Raw genomic sequence first — 25,038 nt, 5'->3', positions numbered from 1 at the left:
TCGTAAGAAATATGTAGTGTCAAAGCCGTGTGCGTAGGTCCGCATGCACGGTTTATTGAGAGGGGTGGGTCAGTAATGACCACCCCTACTCTCTTTGGAAAGGCAGGATAATGAATGGAAACGCAGAAACCTTTTTGGAAGAAATGGTGGTTTTGGGCTATTGTCATTTTGTTCATCCTCATTAATTTATGGGTCAATCAGGGTAAACAAGATATGCCACAGCAACTGCCCTCCAATGATGAACGAATTGGAACCCACTAATAGAGGAAATAATTTCCTTTATAAGTTGATCCTTTTATTTGCAAACGATTTCAGCTATAGCGGATAACTTTTCCCTTCTTTACATTTTATCTGACATAAATAAAAATAACTGAAATAATTTCTGCTAACTACGGCTGGACGAAGTGTTCCGCTTACTCGTAAGCTTTTAACATTCAAATTTTTAGTGTATTCTTGACTTGTGGCAATATTTTCATATCGAGATAGGAGAAGGAGGAAAGAGGAATGCCCAATTTATTTACACCATATCAGTTTAAAAGTTTGGAGTTGAAAAACCGCATTGTGATGCCCCCGATGTGTCAATATTCGGTTACTGCCAAGGACGGAAAACCAAATGATTGGCATTTTGTCCATTATACATCAAGAGCAATAGGTGGAACTGGTCTTATTATTGTGGAAATGACAGATGTAGAACCCGATGGAAGGATCACAGATTTTGACCTTGGGATCTGGTCTGATGATCATATCCCGGCTTTTTCAAGGATTATTGAAGGCTGTCATCAGTACGGCGCAAAAGTCGGCATTCAAATTGCCCATGCCGGTCGTAAGGCTCAGGATGCACCTGTACCTGTTTCTTCTACGAGCAAACCGTTTGATTCAACATTTAAACAACCGAAAGCCCTAACAACTGATGAAGTAAAAGAAATGGTTGAGAAGTTTAGGAATGCAGCAAGGCGTGCAGTTAAGGCCGGGGTTGATACCATTGAGTTGCATGGAGCACACGGATATTTAATCCATCAGTTCCATTCTCCTTTCATCAACGACAGAACAGATGAATATGGGGAAGATCGGGCCAAATTTGGTGTGGAAGTCATTCAGGCAGTGAAAAGTGAGATGCCAAGTGAGATGCCTTTAATTATCCGCGTTTCAGCAAGAGAATACGTAAAAGGTGGATATGATGTTCCTTATATCTTAGATGTTTGTAAGCGATATCAGCAGGCAGGAGTTGATATTTTCCATGTCAGCTCAGGTGGGGAAGCCTCTTTAAAAGAAGCCGGAATGGGACCGCATGGTCGCCCTGGTACACATGCTGGTTACCAGCTTCCGTTTGCCAGAGAAATAAAAGAAAATCTTCAAGTACCTGTCATTGCCGTAGGAAAGCTGGAAGATTACCAGTTAGCCAATTCCGTGGTCGGAAATGAAGAGGCTGACATGGTTGCGGTTGGACGCGGGATGCTCGCTGATCCATACTGGGCGATTCACGCAGCGGTTCAATTAGAACAAAAACTGGAAGTACCTACACAATATCTGCGGGCATTCTAATTCTAATAAATAGGGGTCAGACCTCGGTTGGAACTTATCGATAAAAAATTATCCCTTTAATAGAATGGAAGTTTCCAACCCATTTCGTGGTTTATTCGATAAATGTCGACTGAGTTCTGACCCCATTTAGAGAGGAGAAGATAGATGAATGGAGATTTCGGAAACCTCTAAACGTGACGGCCCGCTTTCCCATATTCGCGTATTAGATTTCAGTCAGACTTTGGCAGGTCCATTTGCATCTACGATACTAAGTGACCTTGGGGCCGAAATCATCAAAGTGGAGAAGCCAGGGTTCGGCGATCAAACGCGTCATTTTGCGCCATTCCAAGAAGGGGAAAGCCATTACTTTTTAAGTATTAATCGTAATAAAAAGAGTATTGCTATCGACGTGAAAAGTGAAGCGGGCAAGCAAGTTATTTTCGATTTAATCAAAAAATGCGATGTACTATTGGAAAACTTTCGCCCTGGTGTGATGGATAAATTGGGATTTGGATCGGAAGTCATAGAGGAATTGAATCCAGGAATGATTCAGTGTTCGATCTCAGCCTTTGGAAAAACGGGTCCATACGGGGAGAGAGCCGGCTACGATATTATGGTACAGGCCATGAGCGGGGTAATGAGCCTGACGGGAGAACCCGATTCACCAATGAGGTGCGGACTGCCGATTGGTGATCTGGTCGGTGGTTTATATGGAGCGATTTCCATTTTGGGAGCGATCGTAGAAAAACAAAAGACGGGTAAAGGGCTACGTGCAGACATTAGCTTGCTAGACAACCTTGTTTCCTTGTTAGGGTATTATGCCGGAAAATACTATATTACAGGGAAGTCTGATCAACCCATTGGGTCTCATCATCCATTCATCGTTCCCTATGGAACCTACCAGGCAAAAGATGGATTTATGGTACTTGCGGTTTATACGGAGGATTTCTGGAAGAAATTCACCCTAGCGGTTGACAAACCGGAATGGCTAATCGATCCGCGTTTTGCCAACAATCAGCAAAGGGTAAAGAATAGGGATCTATTAATTGATCTGGTGCAACAGATTTTAATAGAAAAGGAAATTTCTTATTGGACCCGCGTATTCGAGGAACAAGATATCCCTCATTCGCCAATTTTGAATGTTGAACAGATTCTTGGTCACCCACAGATCATGGCAAGGGAACTCGTAAAAAAAGTTGAACATCCTGCCTATGGATCTTTTCAAGTTATAGACTCACCGATCAAGTACACGAATATGGATAGGGGAAATCCGACACCGCCACCTGTGCTAGGGGAACATACCGAGGATGTCCTGAAAGATCTGCTGGGATACTCCCAGGATAGAATTGAAAAAATAACAAATAAATAGCTAAAGGGCCTGCTGCTAACCATGTAGTAGGCTTTTTTGATATTGACAATTTCTGAACCCTCCTTTAACTTTAAAGTGAGTAATCACTCATTTTTAGGGTGGGGGGGAAGTTATGAAGAAATTTGGATTAACCTTATTCTTGTTCAGCTTTGTCTTACTTCTTACTGGCTGTGGAAATAAAGAGGAGAACAGTAGTGTTTATCAAGGCTTTGTTGAAGGAACAGAAATTCCTATTTTGACAGAAATCGGAGGCACATTGGAACAGGTTCCAGTGGAGGAAGGTTCAAAGATAAAAAAGGGGGATCTTCTTGCCCGTTTGGATCAACGGGTTTTAGAGCAGCAAGTAAAGGAGGCACAAGCTTCTTTGGCATATGCCCAGTCTTCTCTTGAAGAACTTGAGGCAGGTGCACGTGACCAAGAGCTTCAGAAGGCAATTTCTCTGATTGAACAAAATCAAGCTCAAATTAATCAGCTTGAGGCACAACAAACACAATTACATGAACTCGAACAACAGCGTCTGGCCCAATGGGAGCAAGTACAAGCTGGGCTTCAAGGGGCTGAATCGACCGTGAAGTATGAACAGGACAAGCTAACGAAGTTAGTGGCATTGCTTGCTAAGGGTGTGGAGAGTAAAGAAAAAGTAGACGCGCAAAAGGAGGTAGTCGATCAAGCTTCTGCAAAGGCCAGTCAATTACAGGCACAGATTAAGTCGCAACAAGCACAATTGCAAATGACAAAAGGTGACAAGGAAGCGATCCAGGCTCAAATCCAGGCAGCGAAATCGCAAAAATCAGCAGCAGAAGCCCAATTCGACTTATTAAAGGAAGGCGCCACAGCAAATAAGATTAAGCAGTTGATCGCACAAAGAGATCAGGCCGAAGCGAGACTTGAGCAGGTTAAGATTCAAAAATCAACGGCTGTAATAGTAAGTCCCGCAAATGGGACGGTGATACGAAAAAACGTATCACTCGGTGAAGTGGTCAAACCCTCCTATCAATTGATGTCTTTGCTTGAAGAAAAGAAGCTGGAAGTGAAGATTTATGTACCGGAGGCGAAGCTGGGGGATGTAGTGGTCAATCAGCAGGCTGTGATTTCCGTTGATGCATTTCCTGAAAGAAGTTTCAAGGGAGTAATCCAACATATTAGCGAACAGGCCGAATTTACTCCTAAGAATGTACAGACTCCGGATGAACGGACGAAGATGGTATTTGCTGTGACCATTAAACTACAAGAAGGCTGGGATCAGCTTCGTCCAGGAATGCCAGCAGATGTATCCATAGCAGGGAGTGAACAGTGATGATGAATACGCAAATAGCTATTACATGCAGCCATCTGACCAAAAAATTCGGTTCTCTTTGCGCCGTGGATGATATAAGCATTACCATTCCAAAAGGATGTATATATGGTTTTCTTGGTCCAAATGGTTCAGGAAAATCAACAACCATTCGTATGTTGTGTGGGTTGATGACACCAACTAAGGGAGAGGGTACGGTTCTCGGTTACAATGTCATTCAAGATGCGGAGATTATAAAGCATCACATTGGCTATATGTCACAAAAGTTTAGTTTATATGAAGAGTTAACAGTTGAAGAAAATCTTGATTTTTACGCAGGAATATACGGGATTACGGGAAAAAAGGCAAAGGACCGGAAGGCAGAATTGATTAAACTGGCCGGATTAACTGGACGAGAGAGACAACTGGCAAGATCCTTATCAGGGGGTTGGAAGCAGCGCCTGGCTTTATCCTGCGCGCTTGTCCATGAACCGGAAATTTTGATTTTAGATGAGCCGACAGCGGGGGTAGATCCACTTTCTCGAAGAGTCTTTTGGGATGTCATCCATTCTTTGTCCAAAAAAGGGATCTCTATTTTGGTTAGTACACATTATATGGACGAAGCAGAAACCTGTGATAAGATCGGCTTTATCTTCTTCGGTAAGTTACTGGTTGAAGGGACTCCACAGGAGCTGAAAGAAAGATTTGATCTTCCAAACCTGGAGGAAATCTTTATTCATCTCGTGGAACATGAACAGGAACCAGGGAGAAGGGTGGATGAGATATGAAAGGACGCGAACGGATGGGATATAGCTTCATACGATTTAAATCAATCATTCGCAAGGAGCTATTGCAGATTCGTCGTGATCCGCCTTCTCTAGCCATTGCTATTGTGATGCCCATCTTGATGATTTTTCTTTTCGGTTATGCTGTGAATACAGATGTCAATCATCTCCCGATGGGCGTTTGGGATCAAGACAAATCAAGCCAAAGCCGAGAGCTTGTACAGCAGTTTGTCAATACGGAATACTATGATTACCTGTACCAGATCGAAGGGTACGAGGAATTGCAACAATCGATCGATGAGGGCAAAGTAAAAGTAGCACTGGTTATTCCTGCTAATTATAGCACCCTGCTAGACACTGGTAAGGAAGCTAAGCTACAGCTGCTTATAGACGGTGCCGATCCAAACACGGCACGAACAGCGTTGGCTAATGCTCAGCTTCTCATCCAGAACAAATCGACTTCCATTCAACTACAAAAACTGGAGAAACAAGGACTTGGTCCGGTCGAGATGCCAATTACTCTGCAATCGCGAGTCCTATATAATCCCAATATGGAAAGTCTGGTGTTTAATATTCCTGCTCTTATTGGTTTAATTATGCAAAATGTCACCGCGATCCTTACCGCGTTTACATTGGTAAGGGAGAAAGAACGGGGAACGATGGAGCAATTGGTCGTTACACCCGTACGCCCTCTTGAATTAATCGTAGGGAAGTTAGTCCCTTATATTGGAATTGGCATGTTTTCTTTTTGTCTGGTATTACTTACAGGAATTTCCTGGTTTGGCGTTCCAGTGAAGGGAAGCATTATTTTACTTGTTGTATTAAGCCTGTTATTTTTGATTACGACTTTAGCCATTGGTATTCTTATCTCTACTGTATCGAAAACACAGCTTCAGGCCATGCAGATGTCTTTCGCCTTTATACTGCCAAGCGTATTATTGTCGGGTTTCATTTTCCCCCGCGAATCTATGCCAATGGTTGTTCAGTGGCTGGGAGGGGCGATCCCTTTGACTTATTTTTTAGAGATTCTTCGAGGGATTTTTCTAAAAGGGGTTAGTTTGCATTCATTATGGGATGAAACGCTGATTCTATCTAGTTTTACCGTACTGATTTGTCTCGTAGCTATATTAAAATTTAGAAAGAGGATCGATTAAGATGCATGATATGCAGAAAGAGCTTTCGACGGATGAACTAATGGGTAGGTTCCTTAATCAATTAAAGGATGAGGACCAACTAACGGAGAAGCAGAAAAGAATTATGGAAGCGGCGGTTAAGCTTTTTTCAGAAAAGGGGTTTCATGCGGCCTCCACAAGTGAAATAGCTAAGGAAGCAGGGGTGGCAGAAGGGACCATCTTCCGCCATTTCAAAACCAAAAAAGATATTTTGATCAGTTTGGTTGCACCCATCATGCTGCGATTTGCTTCACCTCTTCTGTTGAAGGATGTAAGGAAGTTGATGGGTTCCGACCTACCCTTGGATGATCTGCTAAAACAGCTTTACCAAAACCGTCTACAAATCATTGAGAAAAATTGGAGTCAGATCCGGCTCATTATCCAGGAAATGCAATTTCATGAAGAGTTAAGAGGAGCTGTTGTGGAAAATTTGTTCGGTGTGGGTAGAAAATTGGCAGAGGCGTTTGTTAGTTCCAAAATTCAAAGCGGAGAAATACGAAACTTCCCCCCTTTAACAGTAACCCGCGCACTCGTTTCCATGATGGTTGGCTATGTCTTTTTTAAATTCGTCATTTTCCCTGATGAAGGAATGAATTTAGATGATGAACAAGAAATTGAGATTATGGTAGATATCATTCTCAATGGAATTCGGAATAAAGAGTAATATACAAGATAAAAGGAACTTAAATAGAAACCCAGTGGTTGATCCACTGGGCTTTCTATTACAATTAAGCATGATAATATGTGGTATCGAGGAAAATCCAATCGGTATTTTCACCCTTAACTAGCTGTTCTTAATTATAAGAGGATTAAAAGATGAGAATAACTTGTTGAACTGCAGCTTTCTCTTCTTTTTTTTGCTATCTTCCGCTTTACAAATTCCTAAGGGCACTTTGGTATCGTTCACAAGGATATAACCTGATTCAAAGATTTTCTCCGCTGACATATCATGTTGATGAATCTTATTACAGGTGAGACAGTAGTACATCAGCCTTTTATAACTCCTTTTTAATAGGATAAAAACACACAAGTTAAATTGTATGACAAGATGCCACACTTTTCTAGTAATTCATATCGACAAAAAGTGACAAGTACCGGGGGAGGGAGAGTAAATAAGGATAGAGTGTTTCGTTGTTGACATTGAGAATGATATTGGATATCATTTACATAGTTAATTATGATAATCGTTATCAATAAGGAGGCGTTATGGAACATCAAACTTCATCTATTTGGGGAGCAGGGCAAAGTTTGCACACAAATTTTTTTATTGATTTATACTGGGAATAATAATTATTATCAACATTTGTGCTAAAAATATATACGTTAAGAGGACTGCATAAATGAAATTGTGGATACTAATCATTGCAACTATAGCGCTCTCATGTGTGTCGTTATTTGTAGGCGCGATTGATATCAAGGTAAGTGACTTGTTCGACTGGGGCTCGGATAAGACGCAAATCTTCTTAATCAGTCGTCTGCCTCGTTTAATGGCGATTATATTGGCGGGAGCAGGAATGAGTATTGCTGGATTGATCATGCAATCTTTAAGCCGAAATAAATTTGTATCGCCAACGACTGCTGGAACGCTAGACTCAGCAAAATTGGGGATTTTAATCTCCATGCTATTTTTTACAAAAGCAGGATATATGCAGCAAGTCCTATTTAGCTTTGTGTTTGCCTTGGTTGGAACATTCATTTTCATGCAAATATTAGATCGCATTAAATTTAAAGATGTCATTTTCGTTCCGTTAATCGGGATTATGTACGGAAATATTTTATCATCGATTACGACATTTTTTGCCTATGAAGCAGATCTTATTCAAAATATTTCATCTTGGTTAATGGGGAGTTTCACATTAATAATTTCAGGCCGCTATGAGCTGTTATATGTGAGTGTTCCAGCCGTTATTTTAGCGTATCTTTATGCGAATAAATTTACTGTCGCAGGTATGGGAGAGGATTTTGCGAAGAACTTGGGCTTAAGTTATAAGTTTGTTTTAAATATAGGCCTGATTCTTGTTGCGATTATATCTACCACGGTCGTACTGACTGTTGGGGTTATTCCATTCTTAGGTTTAATAGTGCCTAATATTGTCTCTCTTTATTTGGGTGATAATTTACGAAAAACCATTCCACATACAGCAGTATTGGGGATTGCTTTTCTATTAGTTTGTGATATTACTGGACGTATTGTTATTCACCCCTATGAGATTCCAGTTAACGTAACTGTGGCAGTAATCGGTAGTGTGATCTTCTTAATTATGTTGTTTAGGGGAAGAGCATATGCGAAAAAATAGTACGAAGTTAATTTTTTTAGGAGTATTAGCCATAATAAGTATTTTGTTCTTTGCATTTTATGATATAAAAGGTGGTTTTGATTATGCGTTTCCAAGACGTATGATTCGTGTTGCAGCAATGATTGTAACAGGGGCTGCGATTGCGTATGCAACAGTCGTATTTCAGACCATTACACATAACCGTCTTTTAACACCTTCAATGATCGGTCTTGACTCGATGTACGAAGTTGTGCAAACGGTCATTTACTTCTTTGCAGGGTCAATGTCAATTTGGGTATTAAATAAATATCTGAATTTTAGTGTAGCGATTATCGCAATGGTATTATTTGCACTGATTTTATATCGTTTCTTATTTCGGGCGGATAAATATCCTGTTTATTTACTTCTTCTGATTGGAATGGTTTTAGGAACACTATTAGGAAGTCTAGTGACATTTTTACAAGTCATGATTGATCCAGTGGAATATTTAAGTCTGCAAACCCGCTTATTTGCAAGCTTTACAAGTGTAAAGGCTGATCTATTATATATTGCTGGTACTATTTTATTCATTGCATTTATTTATGGTTATATCATTATGGATACACTTGATGTTATGTCACTAGGGCGTGAGAATGCCATTAACCTTGGCGTCAACTATGATCGTATGGTCATGAATATTTTAATACTATCATCGTTTTTAATTGCGACATCTACAGCTCTAGTTGGTCCAATTACGTTCTTCGGGTTAATCGTGGCGAACCTTGCCTATCAATATTTTGATACTTATAAGCACTCTGTTTTAATTTTAGGTGCCAGTTTAATTAGTATTATTGCATTAGTCGGTGGCCAGTTCCTAGCTGAACATATTTTTGAATTGCGTACAACATTAAGTGTCATTATTAATTTTATCGGTGGCATCTACTTCATTTACCTATTATTAAAAGAAAGTAGGTCAGCAGGATGATTGAAATTAAGGGATTAACGAAGCGATTTGGGAAAAAGCCTGTTGTAGAAGACGTATCTGTAAAAATTGAACCGGGGACAATTACATCGTTTATCGGGCCGAATGGTGCGGGTAAATCTACACTTCTTTCCATGGTAAGTAGTTTATTAGATGCAGATACAGGAGAAGTATTACTTGATCAACAGGATGTGAGGAAATGGAAGTCGACTGAATTTGCGAAATGCGTTTCGATATTAAAGCAAGCGAACTATATTAATGTTCGATTAACGGTACGTGAGCTTGTTTCATTTGGTCGCTATCCCTATTCGAAAGGACGCCTTAAAGCAGAGGATGAAAAAATTGTTAATCAAGCACTTGATTATATGAATTTAACCCAAATGCAAGATCAGTTTTTAGATGAATTATCTGGCGGTCAAAAACAACGTGCGTTTATTGCGATGGTTATTGCGCAGGACACAGACTACATATTACTAGATGAGCCTTTAAATAACTTGGATATGAAGCACTCTGTTCAAATCATGAAAATCTTACGGAGGCTTGTTGATGAACTAGGCAAAACAGTTGTCATTGTATTACACGATATTAATTTTGCGTCTGTTTATTCTGATCGCATTGTCGCAATGAAAAATGGAAGGCTTGTGAAAAATGGGCCAACGCATGAGATTATTAATTCTGAGTCACTGCGCGATATATACGATATGGATATTCCCATTCAGGAACAAAATGGATGTCGCATCTGTGTATATTTCAATTCACATACGTAAGATTGTTGTTGATTCTAAAAATAGAAATAATTTTCCAAAATCATATTGACGATACTTAATCTCTCGGTAATTATGATAATCATTATCAATGATAATGATTATCATAATTATTATTATTGTGTAAGAAGTATAAAATGAAAAATAAAAGGAGAGAAAGACAGAATGAAAAAATGGAAATTAGTTAGTTCAATTTTAGCTACGGCTGCAATGTTAATGCTTAGTGCTTGTGGGTCTAACGAGGACTCTACAACAGCAAAAGCAAATGAAAATACCGCAGCTGAAAAACAAGCTACAAACGATGCAGCAGCCACAGATGAGCAAGGCTCATATCCAATGAACGTATCTCCAACCATTTTTTCAACAGAAAATGAAGAAAAAGGCACGATTAGCTTTGAAAAAGTTACATTCAATAAGATGCCAGAAAAAATTGTAGTATTTGACTATGGTTTCTTAGATACACTAGATGCATTTGGAGTAGAAGGGATAGTTGGGGTTCCTCAAGATTCTGCTCTACCAGCTCAGCTTCAAGACTATTCAAGTGATAAATATACAAACATTGGTACGTTAAAAGAACCACTATTTGAAGATATCGCAGAGATTGGTCCGGATGTTATTTTTATTTCTGGTCGTCAAGCCCCATACTATGAAGAATTAAAACAAATCGCTCCTGTTGTATTCATTGGTACTTCGCAAGATGATTATTGGAACACATTTTTAGCTTCTGTTGATGTGGCAGCAAAAATGTTCGATAAAGAAGCGGAAGCTAAAGAATATCTTGCAAATTTCGATTCAGCTTTAGAAGAAATTAAGGCATTAGCCGGCAACTATGAAACTTCATTAGTAACGATGTATAACGAAGGTAAATTATCTGGTTTCGCAACAAACTCTCGTTACGGTTACATATATGACAAATACGGCTTTAAACCTGTAACAAAGGATATCCAATCTTCTTCACACGGTTCAAACTTCGGTTTCGAAGCCATATTAGAATTTGATCCACAAGTATTATTTGTAATCGATCGCACAGCGGCTGTTGGCGGTGAATCTAACATCAAAGCTGATATGGAAAATGAAATTATTAAGAAAACGCAAGCCTACAAAAACAATAGAATCGTGTATTTAGATGGTCCGCTTTGGTACTTAAGTGGAGGAGGAATAGAATCTGAACTGGCAAAAATCGAAGAAGTATTAGCAGAATTAAAATAGGTTCAGAGTTTGTATAAAGGGGCTATCCAGAAAGTCATTAAAAACTGAACTTTCATGGGCAGCCCCGTTATAGTTAACCAGTAATGAAAGCATAAAAATAATCCCCCCTATACACTAGATGGGGATTTGAGCTGTTATTTACTTATCCAAGTCTTGCAACCGTAGATTCTTATATTCAAGAAAACGTTCTGGATGTGTATAAACATTGCACGATTCATTTCGAATAAAACCAACGGTAGTGATTCCCAAGTCTTCCGCCAATTCTAGCGTCAAACTGGTTGGAGCGGATTTGGAGAGGATGACTTCACACCTCATTTTCGCCACCTTAAGCAAAATCTCAGAAGAAATTCTTCCGCTAAACACGATGATTTTATCTGTCATAGGAATTTGGTGTTTTATACAGTAGCCATAGATTTTATCCAGTGCATTGTGCCGTCCGATATCCATCCGCGAAAGCAGGACCTGGTTTCGGTCACAGAGGGCCGCATTGTGTACTCCGCCAGTTTGAGAGAAGGTAGTTGCCTCTTCCTGCATTTGATTCATCAAACGAAAGCAATCCTCAAAGGATAAATTGACATCTGTAGTTTGAATCCGCTTGGCAGTCCTAACGTCATTAAAAAAAACAAATCCTTGGCGGCTTTTCCCACAACAAGAAGCAATATAGCGCTTACTGCTTAAGTATTGGAAGTTCGGATCAAGTGCATCTATTTTAATATGGATGAATCCCTCTTTTTCCTGTACCCAAATGTCCTTTATGTCATTGTAATTTGAAATGACACCCTCTGAGGCCAGAAATCCGATTGCCATGTCTTCCATATACTCCGGTGTACATACAAGGGTGGCAAATTCCACTCCGTTAATTTTCAGTGTGACTGGATGTTCAGTGACGATCAGATCTTCTTTTAAGGTCATCTTTCCTTGGGTGTATTGAAGGATGTTGTTTTTGTCTGTAGTTACACGTAACAATTTCACCCCTCCTAGGAAAACAGTTTTTTCAAGCTCGATAGCCAAGCCCATTTTCTCTGTTTTCGCCGCATATATTTAGGAAGACCTCGATATATTTCTCCAGCCTCAACAAAGGCTGCCTTTGCTTCCGATCGCTGCCCCATGGTTATATATAGATTTCCTAACCGATAATATGTTTCTACAGAGGAGGAGTGGATCGCTCGAATCTGCTGTAAGTAATAAAATGCTTTCTCTGTATTTCTCTTACTGAAAACATCCACCAATTCCAAATACGGTTCCCCGTATTTTACGTGTGGATTTCCACGCAAGGCGTCGAGAATCATCTTTTCCCCTTTTTCGATTTCCCCTGTTTTAAGATGACAGAGTCCAAGCTCATAGAGAATTTCCGGTGCATCCTCCATTTTCTCATAGACTTCTTGTAAATAGGATAGTGCTTCCTGGTATTGGCGCTTTTCAAGATAGATTCTCGCTAATTCTAATTTATTTCCGGTGTGATGGGGGTTTAAACGAAGTTCTTCTTTTAATCTTGCCATTCTCCTCGCTCTTTGGATCGGACGCGTAATACTAGGGAAAATTCCAACATACCGGCGATCGATCAAATAAAAAATAATCAGCAGCAGCAGAATGGCCAAAAAGGGACTTCCTGTAATCCACCATAGGAGTGAAAAAAGAATAAATTTGCTCAAAAGGATTCACCTTCCTTTCCTCAGATTTTATCATACTTTACCGAATAGGAAAGTATAGACTTCTTCGAATGGGCTTCGATTGAAGCTTTCCTTAATAAAGGTAACTGCACAAGTAGGCTATACTTATGCTTAACAGCATAAAGAACAAGGTGAATAATAGATTCCAGTAGCCGATCCGGTAAGAATTCACTTTTAATAAGTCTGACATAATCGATACCGATAAATTATAAGGGCTGTACATTGCAGTCGCCAGGCTGCTTGTAATCAGGACAACCGTAAGTGGAATGACTTGAACATGCGGCAGAACGGGCTGTAGCAATTCCCCAATTAAGGTCAACGTAACAAGCGGGTGAAAGCCTAAGAAGGCGGAAAGGAGAAAGTATCCCCCGATCAATAAATAAAACAAGAATGTTTTCTCCGATGCTAAAGTAAAAACAGGTTCCAGATAGGTTAATAACTCCGATTTGGAGAGCATCTGTACAAAGAATCCTGCACTAGTAAACATAAAAAAATAATTGGACAACCCTTTAGTTCCCTTTTTCCAATACGGCAGTGTGACATCTGTATACCTCTTGCTTTTGCCAATCAATACGGCCCATATAACGGATACGGGGATGATTAATAAAACGACCGAAAAAAGATACCCTTTTCCTAAAGTTTGTTCAGTCCAGGTAACCAGTAAAACCAGCACCAGAAGCATACTGATTAACTGGATAATTTTTTTATATACTGTTTTATAGGAAATCCTTTTTCCAGGTTTATCTGGCAATTCAATCCCCTTAAAACGGAACGAGGACATTGCCCAATCACAAAGTACAGCGGTGATCACAATGAAAAGTATAATTGGGATGACTAAATAGTATTTGGATTTCGTAATATCGAGCGTTGTGCCTACAAGAACTTCCATCGGACTCCACATAAGAGCAAGCGTGTAACCACGTAATATACTTTGTACACAAAATTTGTTAAATCGATCGCCTGGTAGTTCCTTCAATGTGACATTTAACGAGTTCTTAATTAAAGGCAGTGTTGCAATTAACAACAAAGGGCTTAGGATATGTGTAACGAAAAAGCTGCGGCGATAAAACTTTCCTAAACTTGTGACTTTATCCTGTAATAGTATACTCAGGTTTTTATCGTAATGTCCGACCCGAATAATGGAATTAATGAAAGGCAGCACAAAAAATAAGGAGAGCAATCCTAGCATCTGATCAAAATACAAGATTAGGCTGGATAAGGGCAATTGATTATACCCAAATAACCCCCCACCGGCTACCAGGAAAAGGATCCCGGAGGTGAGATAGAGCCCTTTTGCATACGAGAGGGAAAGCAACAACGCTAAAAGGGTCGTGATTCCTATAACAGCGCGAAGGTATGGAATCTCCGCAAATTGAGAAATGACGTACAAAAGAATGGGTGCTGTATAAACGTAAAGAAGTAAAGATGAATCTTTTCCCATCCATTTTTTTAATCTCAGCTTATTCATGTTGGTTTTATTCTCCACTCTTTTATAATGTAAATCTTTTTCTTTTGTTATATTATTCTCTTTTTTGCAAAGTTCTGCAAGGGATGAATCTATTCATCTAAATACAGAATTTACATATGCTTTATAAGCGAAATCGAATCGATAATCGCTACCGAAAGAAGGAAATATTAATTTTATGCAGAATAATAGACCAAATTGAAAGAAAGCTTCTGGGAGGAACCTCTAGTGAATGAAATAGAAACAAAGCAAAAAAGTAGTTCGATTTATTGGATCATTGTTGCAATAACATTTCTCACTTTACTTATTTCAGCAGGTGTAAGGTCAACACCAGGGATCTTAATTGTTCCCTTGGAGGAATCCCTTGGATGGGAGCGTTCAGCGGTTACTTTTCCTTTGGCTATTAATTTGATTTTATATGGATTATGCGGTCCTTTTGCTGCTGCACTGATGGAGCGGTATGGGGTCAAGCCGATTATGGTCTTCGCCTTGTTGCTCTTGTCGATAGGTACAGGTGTGTCGTCTTTCATGACGGCAGAATGGCATATGACCCTTTTGTGGGGACTGGTAGTAGGATTAGGGGCAGGGCTAACTTCTTCTGTTTTAGGAGCTGTCATTGCCAACAAGTGGTTTAAGGAGCGAAGAGGATTTATTGTTGGCATCTTTACTGCTAGTGGAGCAACTGGACAGCTTATTTTCCTGCCGCTTTTTGCCAAAATTGTATCCGAGTATCAGTGGCAGGCCGTGGTTTGGGTTACTTCCATTGCCTCCCTTGTGTTGGTTCTCCTTGTGTTTGGATTTATGCGAAACAAACCAAGTGATGTGGGGCGACTGCCGTATGGTGCGGATGAAACAGTGGGAATAGAAGACAGTCCAGCACCGGCTAACAGCGGAATTTTCACCGTAGCTTGGGCTGGTTTAAAATTAGGCGTACGTTCCAAAGAATTTTGGCTGCTAGCGATTAGTTTTTTTGTTTGCGGACTGTCCACAAACGGACTGATTGGCACACATTTTATTCCAGCCTGTATCGACGTAGGAATTCCTGAGGTGAGAGCTGCAGGGATGCTAGCTGTGATGGGGATCTTTGATATTGCAGGAACCTTGGCTTCTGGTTGGTTTACGGATCGTTGGGATAGCAGGTGGTTATTATTCTGGTATTATGGTTTACGAGGCCTCTCGCTGATGCTGTTTCCATTTGCCTTAGGGGATTCTAACTTTTATTTTATTCTTTTTATAGTGTTCTATGGGTTGGATTGGGTGGCTACCGTACCACCAACCGTTCGTTTATGCAACGATAAATTTGGCAAACAAAGCGGCGTCGTCTTCGGATGGATCTGGGCTTCCCATCAACTTGGAGCAGCAACTGCAGCTTATGGCGGAGGGTTACTGTACTCTCTTTTCGGAGATTATGAGCTAGCATTCCTTTTAGCTGGTATTTCGTGTTTGGTAGCTTCTGGACTGGTCATTAATATTCGTAAAAGAACAAACAGTGTTGTGGTCCACCAAGCATAGCTTGGTGGTTTATTTCATAGAAACCTTCATTTCAAAAAGAAATTTATGATAGAATAAATATCGATAGATATGTCTGAAAATACAAAAGGAAATATCTATATCCTATATTAAAATATATATGAAAATGGATGGTGATAAGGATGGACGTAATCGAATCATTAGTCAAACAAGTTCCCATTCCTAAAATGGTGAAAATTAGACAAAACTTTCATGCACCGGAAATTCAAAACGTAGTTGACGCTGTGCACCAAACCATACAAGAGACGGGGGTCTTGTCACGGATTTCTAAGGGGGATCGCGTCGCCATTGCCGTTGGCAGCAGGGGAATTGCTGATATTCCTGTCCTTGCAAGAGAAGTCGTGAATGCGGTTAAATCAGTAGAGGGCAGTCCTTTTATCGTACCCGCCATGGGAAGCCATGGAGGTGCGACAGCAGAGGGACAGTTGGATGTGCTAGAAAAGTTAGGGGTAACAGAGGAGTTTGTTGGTGCCCCGATCATTTCCAGTATGGATGTTGTGGAAGTGGGAAGATTGCCAAAGGGACTCCCTGTTTTTATGGATAAAAATGCTTACGAAGCTGACAAGATCATCGTGATAGGCAGGATTAAACCGCATACAGCATTCCGTGGACCCTATGAAAGTGGACTTTTAAAGATGATCACTATCGGTTTAGGGAAACAAAAGGGTGCAAATGAAGCGCATGGGTACGGCTTTAAGTATATGGGGGAACATGTGCCGGAGATGGCACGAATATCCTTACAAAAGTCGCCAATTATATTTGGCCTGGGGATCCTAGAAAATGCATATGACCGTCCTGCAAAAATCATTGCCGTGCCAGCGGAAAAGATGTTTGAAGTGGAACCTGATTTGCTCCTTGAAGCAAAATCTCTGATGCCCAGAATTATGTTTGATCCAATTGATGTGTTAGTTGTCAATGAACTGGGCAAAGACATTTCTGGAAGCGGTATGGACCCTAATATAACGGGAAGATTCGGGACACCATATGCTAGTGGCGGCCCACAAGTCACACGGATTGCTGTCTTAGGTTTAACTGAAAAAACCCATGGAAATGCTAACGGAATGGGGCTCGCAGATGTGACCACGCGCAGGCTGTTTGAGCAAATCGAGTGGGAAAAAGGGTATGCAAATGCGATTACCAGTACAGTGACTACCGTAGCAAAGCTTCCCATGTTTCTACCAACGGCTGAATTGGCTGTACAAGCTGCGATTAAAACCTCTAATGTCTTCGATATGAGCAAAGTCCGTTTGGTTCGAATCCATACCACCCTCCATCTGAAGGAAATTTGGATTTCGGAAAGTTTATTGGAGGAAGCAAAGCAAAATGATAAGATAGAGATCCTAAGTGAACCGGAATATATGGCATGGTAATGTAAAGTTATCAAAAAACCTCCCCTGATCTTTCGGAGGGGAGGTTGGTTTTGTTACTTTCCCCTTTTATTGTGCCAAATTAGGGCATGGAGTTGGGGGAGTACTCGTACTTCATTCATCTCAGGGTCATCAATGACCTTTTGAAATAGCCATTCTAACCCTTTCAGTAAGCGTCCGGAAATATCCCCTTCTTCTGTAACATCTTCGTTTCCTACCTGAACATAAAAGGGGATTTTCGGATATTTTTGGTGGACTTGTTTAGCGTAAAGAAAATCTTCATCATTAAAAACGACCACCTTCAGTGAAATAAGGGGGTCTTTGCTATGTGCAAGAATATGTTCCAGTTTTCCCCAATCGGTATCCATCCCGGAACTTGGAGGTTTAGGGCTGATTGTTAGGATATTCACCTTGTTAAACCAATTTTGCCAGCGGGTCCCCTGGGTTTCTACAGCAATATTGACCTGACGATCACGGAGAAGATCGATCAACTTTTCCATTGGCTCCGAAATCAGGGCAGGATTTCCCCCGGAAATCGTCACCATGCTGTAATTGTTCGCAGCAAGAGAGTCTAACTCAAGGACAATTTCCTGCGGTGTTAACATTCGGATTTGGTCTTTCGCAGATCCATCCCAGGTAAAAGCTGAATCGCACCAAGAGCACGAATAATCACAGCCGGCTGTGCGAACAAACATCGTTTTCATGCCAATTGCTGCACCTTCACCTTGAATCGTTGGTCCAAAAATTTCCAACACAGGCACTCTACTCATAATCACATCCCCCATTCACCCGGTAAAAAGGGCCCTTTTCAGGGATATCCGATGCCATAACTTGTGCCCATGCTGTTGGGGTTTCCCACAGTTTCACAGAATAAATAGGAAGTCCAGCTTCTTTCAATAGATAGCAAATATAAGCCGATAGATTTTCAACTGTTGTACGAAATCCCATAAGGGCAATTTTAGAGTTAGTTTCCTTCAATGTTTCAATGATCGGTTCATTTCCTTTGGCCAAAAATGCATGGTCTAACCGATCTAATACCATCTCTTTGACAATCTTTTTGAGCTCAGCGAAATCAATCACAAAACCTTCCTCAGATGGATAATCAGGCCCAACAACCGGTCCTTTCAAAAAGATTTCTAATTTATACGTATGTCCGTGCAGGTTTGCACATTTTCCATTGTGACCAATCAGTTGATGGGCCGCGTCAAAGGTAAAAATTTTACATATGGTTACATCATTTAACATTTTTCATCCTCACTTCTTTCTAGCAAATAGGCCTGTAATCCCCGGTTTCTCAATTCACAAGCCGGACATTCCCCGCATCCGCTGCCAATTACCCCGTTGTAACAAGTAAGGGTATGTTCTCGGACAAAATCAAAAACATGAAGCTTGTCGGCCAGCTTCCACGTTTCCTTTTTGTCTAGCCACATGAGTGGAGTATGGATAACAAAAGAGTGGTCCATCGATAAATTTAAGGTAACGTTTAGGGATTTAATAAAGATATCCCGGCAGTCGGGATATCCGCTGAAATCAGTTTCACAAACACCTGTGACGATATGTCTGGCCCCAATCTGCTTGGCTAAAATGGCAGCGAAGGATAAAAACAATAAATTTCTCCCATCGACAAAGGTATTCGGAGGTTCGCCCTCATTTCCTTTTTGAATTTCGATCTCACTTCGAGTGAGCGCATTTGGTGCTAACTGATTAAGCAGTCCCATATCTAATATATGATGCTTTACATTAAAAAAAGCAGCGATTTCCTTCGCACACTCAATTTCTTGTTTATGTCTTTGATTATAATTAAAAGTGACAGTTTCCACTTCTTTAAATTGATCTAAGGCCCAAGCAAGACATGTTGTGCTATCTTGGCCGCCGCTAAAAACCACAAGGGCCTTTTCCTGTTCTAACATGGTCAAAACTCCCCTACATATAAATCATGCAAAAAACACTGTAATACGAATTATACATGTTAATACCTTTTAATTGAAGGCATAATCATAAAAACTGGTTTTATTCCATTAAAAGGTTTTAAATAGATTGCGTTTCTATTATTTAAAATATTCCATGTTATAATTGAGCTGACATAGTTTGAGAGGGGAAGGAAGAATGAAGAAGGTTCTGGATCTATGTGGTCGTAAGCTATCTTATCAAGAGCAGGGTGATGGGAACCCTATTGTCCTACTGCATGGCTTTTGTTGTAGTTCGGATTCGTGGAAAGAAGTCATTCCGTTACTATCTCAAAAATATCGAGTGATTGCTCCGGATTTAAGAGGTTATGGTGTGTCACAACATACTTCGGTACATGCAGCCATTAGTATGGAGGAAATGGCAGAGGATATTCAAAATTTACTAGATGCTTTAGAGATTGATAAGGTAGACATCTTTGGCCATTCTATGGGTGGTTATGTTTCTTTAGCCTTTGCTGAGAAATATCCTGACAGATTAAAAAGTCTATCACTCATCCATTCTACAGCGCTCTCCGATACTGATAAAGGAAAGGAAGCTAGACTTCAAAGTATAAATACCATTGAAGAAAAGGGGATGGGGACTTTTCTTGAAGGATTTATTGCTAAATTTTTTGCCCCGGACCGGCTAGAAAACCGCGATGTGATGACGAAGTGGGCTTTTGAAATTGGCATAAAGACAAGTCCCAGTACAGCTATAGGGTGCCTGCTTGGAATGAGGGAAAGACCCGATCGTAATCATGTTCTTGGTTCACTTCAAATTCCGGTACTACTGCTTGCAGGCAGTCAGGATCTTATTATCCCGAAAGAAAGGACCTTTTCGGTTCATGATGAACATATCAAGCAAGTAGAAATGAGCGGTTGCGGTCATACGAGTATGTTTGAAGCACCGAGGGAGCTTGTAGAGATTATGATCAATTTTCTTGTAAATAATTAACATAGCTTTGGGATCATTTCTTGACTTGAGAAGGGGAGAGTGGTCCTTTAGTTTTGCGGACCACAGATCCCTTATCTTCGGAAACGGGTGCACAGTACCCGTTTCATTAGAGGTTTCTTCCACTTATACAGCCGTCCATCCACCATCTACCATAATCGTTTGCCCTGTAACGAGGTCTGAGGCTGGACTAGCCAAATAGATCGTTGTCCCAATCAGATCTTCTGGAGTGCCAAATCTTTTGATCGGCTGGCGATCTAGATATTGCTTTTTAAAGGTTTCATTTTCAAAAAGGGTGGTTGTCAGTGGCGTTAGCAAATAGGTAGGACCAATTGCATTTACGTTAATCCCGAATTCAGCCCATTCCGCCGCTAATGTCCTCGTTAAATTGACAACCCCAGCCTTGCTTGCGGTATAGGAGGCTCTCTCCGGTGATCCGATGACCCCATTAATAGAGGACATATTAATGATCTTACCGCTTTTTTGTTGGATCATGACTTTTGCTACAGTTTGACTGGTAAAAAATACTCCCTTTAAATTGATATCAAGCACGCGATCCCAGTCCTGTTCTGAAACCTCGGTAGCTTTCTTACGGATGATAATCCCAGCATTGTTTACGAGAATATCAATTTTTCCAAATTCCCTTTGGGTTGTTTCTACCATCTGTTCGATGCTTTGCAAATTTGTTACATCCAGCGGGACAACAAGGGCTTGTCTTCCCAGTTTCTTTATTTCTCTTGCTGTTTCTTCAGCGGCCTCAAGGCGATTAGGGAGTTCGGTTACCACAATGTGTGCCCCGGCATGAGCTAAACTTAAGGCCAGCGTCCTCCCAATTCCCGAACCACTTCCTGTAATAATGGCCACTTTATCATCAATTCTAAAACTTGGAATCATCCTCCATCGACCCTTTCATGTAGTTTAGTTTAAGTATACAAAAAATTGGATTTAATAGAAACAATTGAGATGAATAGAGTACACATTTTGGATAAAAGATCCTGAAATATCAAATCCTAACAGGAAAAGGAATTCAGGTGATGTAGTTGATAAACATAAGAGGCATCATTATTCTGTTTTTTTGTTTGCTAATGGTGGGCTGCGGGCAGCAACCCGATCCATTTCGACTTTCATCAATAAATACAAAATCGGCAGAGAAAAAAGTCATTCTGGTTATCGTCGATTCTTTATTGATAGAGCCTTTAGAAACATTAATGAAGCAAAACAAGGTTCCAGCTTTCTCCTTTTTAAAGGAATATGGATTTTACACGAATCAGATGGTCAGTTCCTTTCCAACCATGTCCGTTTCGATTGACAGTACTGTACTTACAGGAACATACCCTGATCAGCATCATATTCCCGCACTACGTTGGTACAATAAGGGCGAAAATCGTTTAATTCATTATGGAGACGGGGTTCCGGCTATTGTAAAGAGTGGTGTAAAGCAGGTAATGGAAGATGGATTATTTCACCTAAATAACACACATCTAAGCAAAAATGTGAAAACCATTCATGAAGAATTAGAAGATCAGGGCATCGCAACGGCATCTATAAATAATCTTGTCTATCGTGGACGGCAAAAACAAACCTTGCAAATTCCGGGTCCCTTTAAGAATATGGAAACCAACGCGACCACATATTTTGTATTAGGAACGTTTCATCACTATCAAAACAGTTCCATTAACAACCAGTATTTCAAATACTATGGTTTTAATAACGAAGTCTCTACGAAACACCTTGTGAACCTGATTCAACAACAAAGGTTACCCGCTCTTACCATTGTCTACATGCCGGATCTTGATCATGAAGCACATAAATACGGTAAAAATCTGGTGAATTCTGTTGTTCAAGTTGACATGCAATTACAAGCCGTGTTAAATGCCTTTGGGAGTTGGGAACAGGCGATTCGAAACCATACTATCATCATCATGGGGGATAGTGGTGTAACACCCATCATTGGGGATGAAAAGGAAGCCATTATAGATCTGGAAAAATTATTTGCCGGATACCGTATTGTAGATTTAGAGGGTATTCGTTCCAATGATGAGTTGGCATTGGCTGTCAACGAAAGAATGTCTTACATTTATTCGCTAAAGCCCAACATAAAAGTACAGGAATTGGCAGATCTTCTTTCCACCGATGCCAGACTGGATACCATCAGTTGGAAGAATGGACCTTGGATTGAGGTTAGGCGTGGAGGTTCTTCAGACGTAATGCGTGTTCGGAAGGGGACGAGTTACACGGATGGATATGGGCAAAAATGGGATATACAAGGAAATAAAAATGTGTTGAATGTTCGAATTGCTGAACAAGGAAAGCATCTTGATTACGGTGCCTATCCCGATGCTTTTATGCGAATTTATGCCGCTCTACACTCCCATCAAGGGGATTATTTGGTGGTAACGAGTAAACCGGGCTATGAAATGAAAGGGACGGATTCTCCCACACATGTAGGAGGAGGCGCACACGGTTCGTTTCATGAAATAGATTCCTATGTCCCCTTCTTTCTTACAGGCACGCCCGAAAGGCCCAAGGATCTAAGAATTGTTCAACTGAAGCCACTCATTTTGCAGATTCTTGAAAAGTAGACTATCTATTAATTGGGACAGGCCCTAGTCGGAATTGGTCGAATCCATTTAAAATGAACGGTATGTAGCAAGGTAGCCTCATTTTATATTCGACCAATTTGGGCTGGGGTCTGACCGCTTTTCGGGGGTACCAAAAAAAGTTGGTACTTTTGTAATTGATGGAAATCTGTAGAATGAAAGGTAAGATCAATTCGTTAAACGAAAAGGTAAAGGTGGGATCACAATGTCACAGAAATGGCTTCGGCGAGAAGGCCTAGAATGGGTTGACAAGGAAATAATTACCCACGAACAATACGAGAAAATTTTACAATTATATCCTGAACAACATCGTATGATTTCTTTTTTGCCGATTTTTGCATCAATCTTGGTAGGACTAAGTTTACTGACCTTTGTGGCATCCAATTGGGATGGGATGTCGCAAATCACAAGATTCGTTATTCTTTTAATCACGATGCTCGGCTTTTATTCAGCAGGGTTTACCTTATACCGCAAAGGTCATCCCTGGGTTGGGCAAGGATTGTTAGGATTAGGGGTTGTCACCTTCGGTGCCAGCATGATTCTCATTGGACAAATGTTTCATTTGATTGCCTATGATGCTCGGGTGTTTGCCATTTGGGCTTTAGCGGGCTTGGGGATGTTGTACTTATATCGCAGAAATTTTTTTTACTTTATCACCGCCGTGATTTTATTCACCGGTCAGGTTTATGCGATGGTTTCCTTTGGGGAAGCAAGTTGGTTGATCTTGGTACTTACTTTATTTGGATTAGGTATCTACGCATGGTCAACCTTACATTCCTTGGTTGGTTGGTTATTATCTTTTCTGCTAGGTATTCAGATAGTATTTTTGATCTTTAGCAATGATATCGCATGGTCCTGGTTGAGTATTATACCCATCGGTTTTTACGCTGTAGGGCTCTTATTGGAGAAAAGGTCCGTGGCCGGGGGATTTCTTTTCTGGTCCCATACGTTTGGAGTGATCTTTGCATCGGTTATGGTGTTCGCACAAAGCGATGTGCGTGATCATACCGATTTCTTAGCTAATCCGATTGCCTATATGATTTTATTTTTAGGACTATTGATTCTTGCTGTATACAAAAGTGGTTGGGAAAAAGGCAAGCTTGTCCCAGTGGTCTTGTTCTTACCGATGTTTTATCTTCCCTTTGGGGATCTTTTATACCTTTTGATTTTATTCGTCTTTTCTCTTCTTTTGATCTATTACGGCGATCAAGAAGAGCATCGCTGGAAGTCGAAAATGGGCGTCATTTTGTTTATGTATAGCTGTTTCTTAGGATATATTCAACTGGCCTGGGACTTCCTGGATAAATCGTTGTTCTTTCTTCTTGGCGGCATAATGCTGTTTGTCATCCACTGGCTTTTACGCAGGAGAGACCGTTGGATGACGAAAGGGGGGGAATAGACATGCTGAGGAAATTTATTGCGATCATCTTCCTTCAAGTGTTGGTATTGCTTGGGATGGCTATTTCACACTATGCAGTGGAATGGTATGGGGAAGAAGTTCATTTAAAAACAGCCCCCGTGGACCCGCGAGACCTGTTTTATGGGGATTATGTAACGCTTAACTATGAGATTAGTGAAATTCACCTTTCGCAATTTAAAGGGAAGCGTCCTCCGAAAGAAGGGGATACAGTCTATGTTTTACTTAAAAAAGAAGGAGATTATCATCAGCTAGTGTCTGCCTCTTTAGAAAAACCATCAGTAATGGAGGAAGACGAACAAGTGGTGAAAGGAAGAGTCAATTTTGTCACCCGTCAATGGGATCCACAGCTACAAGAAGATTCACCCCTTCAATCGTTTCACGTTCTTTATGGGTTTGAACGATATTATGTGCCAGAGGGTACAGGGAAGGAGTTGGAGAATAAGCGGGGACAATTTGACGTCATCGTTAAGGTAGCCTCCTGGGGTCAAAATTTATCCAGTTTAACCTTTATTGCCAACGATGTGATGACGGAGTGGGAGGCGCGAGATCGTGTCTTTGAATTTTATAAAGAAAAAGGGATTGCCGTAGAGGTCAATTTTACCCAACTGACCAATCGGTACGAAAACCAGGAACGCCCAGTTTGGCTCCTGGAAGTGGTGAAGTTTGAAAAAGGTTCGCCATCAAAAATGGGAGAAGCGGTTCAAGTGGCTATAGATGCCAAAACAGGAGAGATCATCGCCGAAAGGAAATAAAGATGC

Annotated in this window: 25 protein-coding genes; 17 read left to right on the top strand and 8 right to left on the bottom strand. The window is 40.6% G+C overall.

The window, feature by feature from the left end; translation table 11 throughout:
* Positions 1-114 precede the first annotated feature (114 nt).
* The 7 genes from J2Z37_RS07060 to J2Z37_RS07030 all read left to right on the top strand — a co-directional run bounded on the left by J2Z37_RS07060 (position 115) and on the right by J2Z37_RS07030 (position 6,784).
* On the top strand, positions 115-261 hold the full coding sequence (locus J2Z37_RS07060; RefSeq protein WP_209809508.1) for a hypothetical protein: 147 nt from the start codon (positions 115-117) through the stop codon (positions 259-261).
* Between the two features lie 243 nt (positions 262-504).
* Entirely contained in the window at positions 505-1,542 is a 1,038-nt protein-coding gene (locus tag J2Z37_RS07055) for an NADH:flavin oxidoreductase/NADH oxidase (protein WP_209809507.1), read from the top strand.
* Positions 1,543-1,690: 148 nt separating this feature from the next.
* Positions 1,691-2,890, top strand: a complete 1,200-nt coding sequence (locus J2Z37_RS07050) for a CaiB/BaiF CoA transferase family protein (RefSeq protein ID WP_209809506.1) — start codon at positions 1,691-1,693, stop codon at positions 2,888-2,890.
* A gap of 112 nt (positions 2,891-3,002) precedes the next feature.
* Positions 3,003-4,187 (top strand): HlyD family secretion protein, encoded by a 1,185-nt coding sequence (locus J2Z37_RS07045; RefSeq protein ID WP_209809505.1) that lies wholly within the window; start codon positions 3,003-3,005, stop codon positions 4,185-4,187.
* Positions 4,187-4,951 carry an ABC transporter ATP-binding protein gene (locus J2Z37_RS07040; RefSeq protein WP_425340311.1) on the top strand — a complete coding sequence of 255 codons (765 nt, stop codon included), beginning with the start codon at positions 4,187-4,189 and terminating at the stop codon, positions 4,949-4,951. Before J2Z37_RS07045 ends, J2Z37_RS07040 begins: the two co-directional genes overlap by 1 nt.
* On the top strand, positions 4,948-6,102 hold the full coding sequence (locus J2Z37_RS07035; protein ID WP_245203603.1) for an ABC transporter permease: 1,155 nt from the start codon (positions 4,948-4,950) through the stop codon (positions 6,100-6,102). Before J2Z37_RS07040 ends, J2Z37_RS07035 begins: the two co-directional genes overlap by 4 nt.
* A gap of 1 nt (position 6,103) precedes the next feature.
* Positions 6,104-6,784 (top strand): TetR/AcrR family transcriptional regulator, encoded by a 681-nt coding sequence (locus J2Z37_RS07030; RefSeq protein ID WP_209809504.1) that lies wholly within the window; start codon positions 6,104-6,106, stop codon positions 6,782-6,784.
* 120 nt (positions 6,785-6,904) lie between these two features.
* Here J2Z37_RS07030 and J2Z37_RS26095 read toward each other — a convergent pair whose 3' ends face one another.
* Positions 6,905-7,108, bottom strand: a complete 204-nt coding sequence (locus J2Z37_RS26095) for a DUF3973 domain-containing protein (RefSeq protein ID WP_209809503.1) — start codon at positions 7,106-7,108, stop codon at positions 6,905-6,907.
* 352 nt (positions 7,109-7,460) lie between these two features.
* Between J2Z37_RS26095 and J2Z37_RS07020 the strand changes: the two genes are divergently transcribed.
* The 4 genes from J2Z37_RS07020 (at position 7,461) to J2Z37_RS07005 (ending at position 11,330) form a co-directional block, all read left to right on the top strand.
* Complete coding sequence (locus tag J2Z37_RS07020) at positions 7,461-8,417, top strand: ABC transporter permease (RefSeq protein ID WP_209809502.1); 957 nt, start codon at positions 7,461-7,463, stop codon at positions 8,415-8,417.
* Positions 8,404-9,360 (top strand): iron chelate uptake ABC transporter family permease subunit, encoded by a 957-nt coding sequence (locus J2Z37_RS07015; protein ID WP_209809501.1) that lies wholly within the window; start codon positions 8,404-8,406, stop codon positions 9,358-9,360. Before J2Z37_RS07020 ends, J2Z37_RS07015 begins: the two co-directional genes overlap by 14 nt.
* Positions 9,357-10,124, top strand: a complete 768-nt coding sequence (locus J2Z37_RS07010; protein ID WP_209809500.1) for an iron ABC transporter ATP-binding protein — start codon at positions 9,357-9,359, stop codon at positions 10,122-10,124. Before J2Z37_RS07015 ends, J2Z37_RS07010 begins: the two co-directional genes overlap by 4 nt.
* Before the next feature lie 162 nt (positions 10,125-10,286).
* On the top strand, positions 10,287-11,330 hold the full coding sequence (locus J2Z37_RS07005) for a siderophore ABC transporter substrate-binding protein (RefSeq protein ID WP_209809499.1): 1,044 nt from the start codon (positions 10,287-10,289) through the stop codon (positions 11,328-11,330).
* Between the two features lie 138 nt (positions 11,331-11,468).
* Here J2Z37_RS07005 and fdhD read toward each other — a convergent pair whose 3' ends face one another.
* The 3 genes from fdhD to J2Z37_RS06990 form a co-directional block, all read right to left on the bottom strand.
* Positions 11,469-12,242 carry a formate dehydrogenase accessory sulfurtransferase FdhD gene (gene fdhD / locus J2Z37_RS07000; RefSeq protein WP_245203644.1) on the bottom strand — a complete coding sequence of 258 codons (774 nt, stop codon included), beginning with the start codon at positions 12,240-12,242 and terminating at the stop codon, positions 11,469-11,471.
* A 65-nt stretch (positions 12,243-12,307) separates the two neighbouring features.
* Positions 12,308-12,982: a tetratricopeptide repeat protein gene (locus J2Z37_RS06995; protein WP_209809497.1), complete on the bottom strand. Its 675-nt coding sequence runs from the start codon at positions 12,980-12,982 to the stop codon at positions 12,308-12,310.
* Positions 12,983-13,073: 91 nt separating this feature from the next.
* Complete coding sequence (locus J2Z37_RS06990; protein WP_209809496.1) at positions 13,074-14,468, bottom strand: hypothetical protein; 1,395 nt, start codon at positions 14,466-14,468, stop codon at positions 13,074-13,076.
* A gap of 225 nt (positions 14,469-14,693) precedes the next feature.
* Here J2Z37_RS06990 and J2Z37_RS06985 point away from each other — a divergent pair, with 225 nt between their 5' ends.
* Together J2Z37_RS06985 and J2Z37_RS06980 are read left to right on the top strand one after the other, a co-directional pair.
* The gene (locus J2Z37_RS06985; protein ID WP_342453793.1) at positions 14,694-15,977 is read left to right on the top strand and encodes an MFS transporter; all 1,284 of its coding nucleotides are present in this window, start codon (positions 14,694-14,696) and stop codon (positions 15,975-15,977) included.
* 140 nt (positions 15,978-16,117) lie between these two features.
* Positions 16,118-17,365: a nickel pincer cofactor-dependent isomerase, group 22 gene (locus J2Z37_RS06980; protein ID WP_209809495.1), complete on the top strand. Its 1,248-nt coding sequence runs from the start codon at positions 16,118-16,120 to the stop codon at positions 17,363-17,365.
* Positions 17,366-17,418: 53 nt separating this feature from the next.
* On the opposite strand, the gene queE is transcribed toward J2Z37_RS06980, so the two are convergent.
* The 3 genes from queE to queC are packed head-to-tail and all read right to left on the bottom strand — an operon-like array spanning position 17,419 to position 19,272.
* Positions 17,419-18,132 (bottom strand): 7-carboxy-7-deazaguanine synthase QueE, encoded by a 714-nt coding sequence (gene queE / locus J2Z37_RS06975; protein WP_209809494.1) that lies wholly within the window; start codon positions 18,130-18,132, stop codon positions 17,419-17,421.
* Positions 18,125-18,607, bottom strand: a complete 483-nt coding sequence (locus J2Z37_RS06970; protein ID WP_209809493.1) for a 6-pyruvoyl trahydropterin synthase family protein — start codon at positions 18,605-18,607, stop codon at positions 18,125-18,127. The genes queE and J2Z37_RS06970 overlap by 8 nt, the downstream gene beginning before the upstream one ends.
* The gene (gene queC, locus J2Z37_RS06965; RefSeq protein WP_209809492.1) at positions 18,601-19,272 is read right to left on the bottom strand and encodes a 7-cyano-7-deazaguanine synthase QueC; all 672 of its coding nucleotides are present in this window, start codon (positions 19,270-19,272) and stop codon (positions 18,601-18,603) included. Before queC ends, J2Z37_RS06970 begins: the two co-directional genes overlap by 7 nt.
* 196 nt (positions 19,273-19,468) lie before the next feature.
* On the opposite strand from queC, the gene J2Z37_RS06960 reads away from it, so the two are divergent.
* On the top strand, positions 19,469-20,263 hold the full coding sequence (locus J2Z37_RS06960; RefSeq protein WP_209809491.1) for an alpha/beta fold hydrolase: 795 nt from the start codon (positions 19,469-19,471) through the stop codon (positions 20,261-20,263).
* 123 nt (positions 20,264-20,386) lie between these two features.
* Here J2Z37_RS06960 and J2Z37_RS06955 read toward each other — a convergent pair whose 3' ends face one another.
* Positions 20,387-21,154 (bottom strand): SDR family NAD(P)-dependent oxidoreductase, encoded by a 768-nt coding sequence (locus tag J2Z37_RS06955; protein ID WP_209809490.1) that lies wholly within the window; start codon positions 21,152-21,154, stop codon positions 20,387-20,389.
* Positions 21,155-21,300: 146 nt separating this feature from the next.
* On the opposite strand from J2Z37_RS06955, the gene J2Z37_RS06950 reads away from it, so the two are divergent.
* The 3 genes from J2Z37_RS06950 (at position 21,301) to J2Z37_RS06940 (ending at position 25,032) form a co-directional block, all read left to right on the top strand.
* Complete coding sequence (locus J2Z37_RS06950; RefSeq protein ID WP_209809489.1) at positions 21,301-22,842, top strand: alkaline phosphatase family protein; 1,542 nt, start codon at positions 21,301-21,303, stop codon at positions 22,840-22,842.
* Positions 22,843-23,065: 223 nt separating this feature from the next.
* Complete coding sequence (locus J2Z37_RS06945) at positions 23,066-24,259, top strand: DUF2157 domain-containing protein (protein ID WP_209809488.1); 1,194 nt, start codon at positions 23,066-23,068, stop codon at positions 24,257-24,259.
* A gap of 2 nt (positions 24,260-24,261) precedes the next feature.
* The gene (locus J2Z37_RS06940) at positions 24,262-25,032 is read left to right on the top strand and encodes a GDYXXLXY domain-containing protein (RefSeq protein ID WP_209809487.1); all 771 of its coding nucleotides are present in this window, start codon (positions 24,262-24,264) and stop codon (positions 25,030-25,032) included.
* The last annotated feature ends 6 nt before the right edge of the window (positions 25,033-25,038 follow it).

Source organism: Ammoniphilus resinae, assembly GCF_017873965.1.
GTDB classification, from domain to species: domain Bacteria; phylum Bacillota; class Bacilli; order Aneurinibacillales; family RAOX-1; genus Ammoniphilus_A; species Ammoniphilus_A resinae.
This window is presented reverse-complemented; position numbering and strand designations above follow the sequence as displayed.

Coding starts and splice junctions, on each gene's coding strand:
- queE (WP_209809494.1), bottom strand. CDS start 18,132: ATGAGTAGAGTGCCTGTGTTGGAAATTTTTGGACCAACGATTCAAGGT.
- J2Z37_RS07020 (WP_209809502.1), top strand. CDS start 7,461: ATGAAATTGTGGATACTAATCATTGCAACTATAGCGCTCTCATGTGTG.
- J2Z37_RS07050 (WP_209809506.1), top strand. CDS start 1,691: ATGGAGATTTCGGAAACCTCTAAACGTGACGGCCCGCTTTCCCATATT.
- J2Z37_RS07015 (WP_209809501.1), top strand. CDS start 8,404: ATGCGAAAAAATAGTACGAAGTTAATTTTTTTAGGAGTATTAGCCATA.
- J2Z37_RS06940 (WP_209809487.1), top strand. CDS start 24,262: ATGCTGAGGAAATTTATTGCGATCATCTTCCTTCAAGTGTTGGTATTG.
- J2Z37_RS07055 (WP_209809507.1), top strand. CDS start 505: ATGCCCAATTTATTTACACCATATCAGTTTAAAAGTTTGGAGTTGAAA.
- J2Z37_RS06955 (WP_209809490.1), bottom strand. CDS start 21,154: ATGATTCCAAGTTTTAGAATTGATGATAAAGTGGCCATTATTACAGGA.
- J2Z37_RS07060 (WP_209809508.1), top strand. CDS start 115: ATGGAAACGCAGAAACCTTTTTGGAAGAAATGGTGGTTTTGGGCTATT.
- J2Z37_RS06970 (WP_209809493.1), bottom strand. CDS start 18,607: ATGTTAAATGATGTAACCATATGTAAAATTTTTACCTTTGACGCGGCC.
- J2Z37_RS07040 (WP_425340311.1), top strand. CDS start 4,187: ATGATGAATACGCAAATAGCTATTACATGCAGCCATCTGACCAAAAAA.
- J2Z37_RS07035 (WP_245203603.1), top strand. CDS start 4,948: ATGAAAGGACGCGAACGGATGGGATATAGCTTCATACGATTTAAATCA.
- J2Z37_RS07005 (WP_209809499.1), top strand. CDS start 10,287: ATGAAAAAATGGAAATTAGTTAGTTCAATTTTAGCTACGGCTGCAATG.
- J2Z37_RS06990 (WP_209809496.1), bottom strand. CDS start 14,468: ATGAATAAGCTGAGATTAAAAAAATGGATGGGAAAAGATTCATCTTTA.
- J2Z37_RS07045 (WP_209809505.1), top strand. CDS start 3,003: ATGAAGAAATTTGGATTAACCTTATTCTTGTTCAGCTTTGTCTTACTT.
- queC (WP_209809492.1), bottom strand. CDS start 19,272: ATGTTAGAACAGGAAAAGGCCCTTGTGGTTTTTAGCGGCGGCCAAGAT.
- J2Z37_RS06945 (WP_209809488.1), top strand. CDS start 23,066: ATGTCACAGAAATGGCTTCGGCGAGAAGGCCTAGAATGGGTTGACAAG.
- J2Z37_RS07030 (WP_209809504.1), top strand. CDS start 6,104: ATGCATGATATGCAGAAAGAGCTTTCGACGGATGAACTAATGGGTAGG.
- J2Z37_RS07010 (WP_209809500.1), top strand. CDS start 9,357: ATGATTGAAATTAAGGGATTAACGAAGCGATTTGGGAAAAAGCCTGTT.
- J2Z37_RS26095 (WP_209809503.1), bottom strand. CDS start 7,108: ATGTACTACTGTCTCACCTGTAATAAGATTCATCAACATGATATGTCA.
- J2Z37_RS06960 (WP_209809491.1), top strand. CDS start 19,469: ATGAAGAAGGTTCTGGATCTATGTGGTCGTAAGCTATCTTATCAAGAG.
- J2Z37_RS06980 (WP_209809495.1), top strand. CDS start 16,118: ATGGACGTAATCGAATCATTAGTCAAACAAGTTCCCATTCCTAAAATG.
- fdhD (WP_245203644.1), bottom strand. CDS start 12,242: ATGACCTTAAAAGAAGATCTGATCGTCACTGAACATCCAGTCACACTG.